This is a genomic window from Caulobacter sp., from assembly GCF_049283275.1.
GTDB lineage: Bacteria > Pseudomonadota > Alphaproteobacteria > Caulobacterales > Caulobacteraceae > Caulobacter.
The window spans coordinates 1-4,077 of the sequence record NZ_JBAPVS010000007.1; the positions used below are offsets into that span (position 1 = coordinate 1).

A 4,077-nucleotide genomic window follows, 5' to 3' on the forward strand; every position below is an offset into this window, starting at 1 on the left:
GACAAGACCGGCACCATCACCTTCGGCAACCGCATGGCCACCGAAGTGATCGCCGCCCCAGGCGTGCGCCCGGAGGCCGCCCTGCGCGCCGCGATCAGCGCCTCGCTGGCCGACGAGACCCCGGAAGGTCGTTCGATCATCGAGCTGGGCCGCAACCAGGGGATCGTCATCGAGGCGCCGCAAGGCGCGACCTCGATCGCGTTTTCCGCCACCACCCGCCAGTCGGGCTTGGACGCTGGAAGCATGTCGTGGCGCAAGGGCGCGGTCGATGCGGTCTATCGCTCGCTGGCCTTGGATCCGAAGAGGGTTCCGGCCGAGGTCAGCGCCGCCGTCGACCGTATCGCCCGCTCGGGCGGCACGCCGCTGGCGGTCAGCGAAAACGGCGTCCTGGTCGGGGTCATCCACCTCAAGGACGTGGTCAAGCCGAACGTCAAGGAGCGGTTCGCCGACCTGCGCCGCATGGGTCTGCGCACGGTGATGATCACCGGCGACAACCCGGTGACCGCCGCCGCCATCGCCTCGGAAGCCGGGGTCGACGACTTCCTGGCCGAGGCCACGCCGGAGGACAAGCTGCGGCTGATCCGCGAGGAGCAGGGCAGGGGTCGGCTGGTGGCCATGTGCGGCGACGGGGCCAATGACGCCCCCGCCCTGGCCCAGGCCGACGTCGGCGTGGCCATGCAGACCGGCGCCCAGGCCGCCCGCGAGGCCGGCAACATGGTCGATCTGGACAGCGACCCGACCAAGGTCATCGAGATCGTCGAGGTCGGCAAGCAGATGCTGATCACCCGCGGCGCCCTGACGACCTTCTCGATCGCCAACGACGTGGCCAAGTACTTCGCCATCATCCCGGCCATGTTCGTGGTCGCCCTGCCGGCCCTGGGCGCGCTGAACGTGATGCATCTGCACAGCCCGCAGAGCGCCATCCTGTCGGCGGTGATCTTCAACGCCCTGGTGATCGTCGCCCTGATCCCCCTGGCCCTGAAAGGGGTCAAGTATCGGGCGATCGGCGCCGGCAAGCTCCTGTCGCGCAACCTGCTGGTCTACGGCCTGGGCGGCCTGGTGGCCCCGTTCGTCGGCATCAAGCTGATCGACATGATCGTCTCAAGCCTGGGTTGGGCTTGATGCTCGGCCCGATCGCCAAGGACCTGATCTTCAGCGCCGTGGCGATCGGGCTGATCTTCCTGGTGGCGCACGCCGCCCATCACCTCTGATCCGACACACTGTTTCCTGTTCTGAAAGAACGACTGCCATGACGAAGTTCGCTTTCCCCGCCCTGATCGCCGCCGCCAGCGCCCTGGCCCTTTCCGCCGGCGCCGCCTCGGCTCAAGACACGGCTCAGAAGCCCTTCACGCTCAGCTACAATGTCGGCGTCGCCTCCGACTACGCGTTCCGCGGCGTCAGCCAGACCGACGAGAACCCGCAAGTGTTCGGCGGTGTCGACCTGACCGCCGGCAAATTCTACGCCGGGACCTGGGCCTCGAACGTCGACTTCAACGATTCGACCGACGCCGAGATCGACCTCTATGCGGGCTTCAAGCCGACATTGGGCGCCGCGACCCTGGACCTGGGCGTGATCTACTACGGCTACGTCAACGAGCCCGACGGCGCCGACTACGCCAACACCGAGTTCAAGGTCGCCGCCTCGATTCCGGCGGGCAAGGGTTCGCTGGGCGGGGCGGTCTTCTACAGCCCCGACAGCTTCGGGGCCGCCGACGAGGCGACCTACTACGAGGTCAACGGCAGCTATCCCGTTGCCGAAAAGTGGAGCGTCTCGGGCGCGCTGGGCCGCCAGACCTACAAGGGCTCGGGCGACTACACGACTTGGAACCTGGGTGCGGCCTACGCCATCAACGGCAACCTGGCCCTGGACCTGCGCTACATCGACACCGACCAGCACGACTTCGGCAAGCTGTACGACAGCCGCGCCGTCGCCACCCTCAAAGCCGCCTTCTAGGAAGGAAGACCGCCATGCTTTCGCATCTTCGTCCGGCCATCGTCTCCATGGGCCTGTTCACGGTCCTGCTGGGCCTGGCCTATCCGCTGGCCGTCACCGGCGTCGCCCAGGCCGCGTTCCCGGCCCAGGCCAACGGCAGCCTGGTCAAGGACGCCAAGGGGACCGTGGTCGGCTCCATCCTGATCGCCCAGGGCTTCTCCAAGCCTGAATATCTGCACCCGCGTCCCTCGGCGGCCGGGAGCGGCTACGACGCCTCGGCCTCCAGCGGCTCCAACATGGGCCCGCTGAACGAGACGCTGATCGCGCGCGAGAAGACCGACGCCGACGCCCTGCGCGCCGAGAACCCCGGCGTGACGATCCCGGCCGACGCGGTGACCACCTCGGGCTCGGGCCTGGATCCCGAGATCAGTCCGGCCAACGCCCGCTTCCAGGCCCCGCGCGTCGCCAAGGCGCGCGGCCTGGCCGTGGCGCAAGTGCAGGCGGTGATCGACGGCCAGACCCAGGGGCCGCTGCTCGGCTTCATCGGCCAGCCGCGCGTCAACGTCCTGGCGGTCAACCGGGCGCTCGACGCACGCTTCCCCACCGGCGGCAAAAAGGGCGGCTAGCCCTTGCCGGCTGAACCCAAACGCCCCGATCCCGAGGCGCTCCTGGCCGCCGCCAACAAGGCGAGCCGGGGGCGCCTGAAGGTGTTCCTGGGCATGGCGCCGGGCGTGGGCAAGACCTACGAGATGTTGCGCGCCGCCCGCAAGCGCAAGGCCGAAGGCCAGGATGTGCTGATCGGCCTGGTCGAGACCCACGGTCGCCGTGAGACCGAGAGCCTGCTGCGCGGCATGGAGGTGATGCCCAGGCGTCCCTTGGAGCACAAGGGCCGGACGCATCTGGAGTTCGACCTGGACACGGCCCTGGCCCGCCGGCCCAAGCTGCTGCTGGTCGACGAATACGCCCACTCCAACGCCCCGGGCTCGCGCCATCCCAAGCGCTGGCAGGATGTCGAGGAGCTGCTGGCGGCCGGGATCGACGTCTGGACGACGCTGAACGTCCAGCACCTGGAAAGTCTGGTCGATGTCGTCCAGCGCATCACCGGGGTGCGCCAGCGCGAGACCGTGCCCGACAGCGCCCTGTCGCGGGCCGACGACATCGAGCTCGTCGACATCACGCCCGACGAACTGCGCGAGCGCATGGCGCAGGGCAAGGTCTACGTCCCCGAAACCGCCCGCCTGGCCTCGGAGAACTTCTTCAAGGTCGAAAACCTCACCGCCCTGCGGGAGATGGCGCTCCGGCGCGCGGCCCAGACGGTGGACGACCAACTGGTCGCGGCCATGCGCGAAAAGGGCGTCGAGGGACCTTGGGCGGCGGGCGAGCGGATCCTGGTCCTGGTCGGCGGCGACGCCATGTCCAGCTCCCTGGTCCGCGCGGGCCGTCGATTGTCCGACATGATGATGGACGCGCCCTGGACCGTCACTCACATCGAGCGAAGTGATCGCTCCGGTCCATCGCCCCTGGCGGCCACCCGATTGCGCGACGCCTTGAAGCTGGCCGAACAACTGGGCGGCTCGACCGTCGTCATGACCGGCGCGGACATCGTCGCCACGGTGATGGCCTATGCCCGGCGCAATAACGTCACACAGATCGTCATCGGCAAGTCGGCCGACAGCCGGTGGGATCAACTGCTGGGTCGTTCCCTGGCCGCGGCCCTGCTACGCGAAGCCAAGGGCGAAGCCATCCACGTGGTCACCGAGGCGGCCCACATGCACGGCGAGGCCGCCGTCGAGCGCGCGCCCAGGCGAGGCCCCGGTTGGCCCGCCTATATCACCGGCGCGGCCTTCGTGGGCCTGGCCACCCTGGTCGCGTGGGGCTTGGACACCGCCTTCGATCGCGTCGACCTGGGCATGATCTATCTGGCCGCGGTTCTGGCCGCCGGCGTGATGTACGGCCTGCGACCGGCCCTGGCGGCCGCCACGGCGGCCTTCCTCGTTTACAACTACCTGTTCCTGGCCCCCCGCTACAGCCTGGAGATCGGGTCCCCGACCGACTTCCTGACCCTGATCGTCTTCTGGGCCGTGGCCCTGGCGACCGGCGGCCTGGCCGGACGGGTGCGCGACCAGGCGCGGGGCTCGCAGCGT

At 69.0% G+C, this 4,077-nt stretch carries 4 protein-coding genes; all 4 read left to right on the forward strand.

Annotation, left to right across the window (positions count from 1 at the left end; all coding sequences use genetic code 11):
• Nucleotides 1-1,122 (forward strand): potassium-transporting ATPase subunit KdpB (kdpB, locus tag WAL33_RS00470; protein ID WP_422177430.1); only part of this gene is annotated, 1,122 nt, incomplete at its 5' end.
• 127 nt (nucleotides 1,123-1,249) lie between these two features.
• Nucleotides 1,250-1,954, forward strand: a complete 705-nt coding sequence (locus WAL33_RS00475) for a TorF family putative porin (RefSeq protein WP_422177432.1) — start codon at nucleotides 1,250-1,252, stop codon at nucleotides 1,952-1,954.
• Nucleotides 1,955-1,968: 14 nt separating this feature from the next.
• Nucleotides 1,969-2,559, forward strand: coding sequence for a potassium-transporting ATPase subunit KdpC (gene kdpC / locus WAL33_RS00480; protein ID WP_422177434.1), 591 nt, complete (start codon nucleotides 1,969-1,971; stop codon nucleotides 2,557-2,559).
• 3 nt (nucleotides 2,560-2,562) lie between these two features.
• Nucleotides 2,563-4,077: DUF4118 domain-containing protein (locus WAL33_RS00485; protein ID WP_422177436.1), on the forward strand; the 1,515-nt coding region annotated here is incomplete at its 3' end.

Bases quoted from the DNA above. Each gene is read 5' to 3' on its own strand.
- WAL33_RS00475 (WP_422177432.1), top strand. From the start codon at position 1,250: ATGACGAAGTTCGCTTTCCCCGCCCTGATCGCCGCCGCCAGCGCCCTG.
- kdpC (WP_422177434.1), top strand. From the start codon at position 1,969: ATGCTTTCGCATCTTCGTCCGGCCATCGTCTCCATGGGCCTGTTCACG.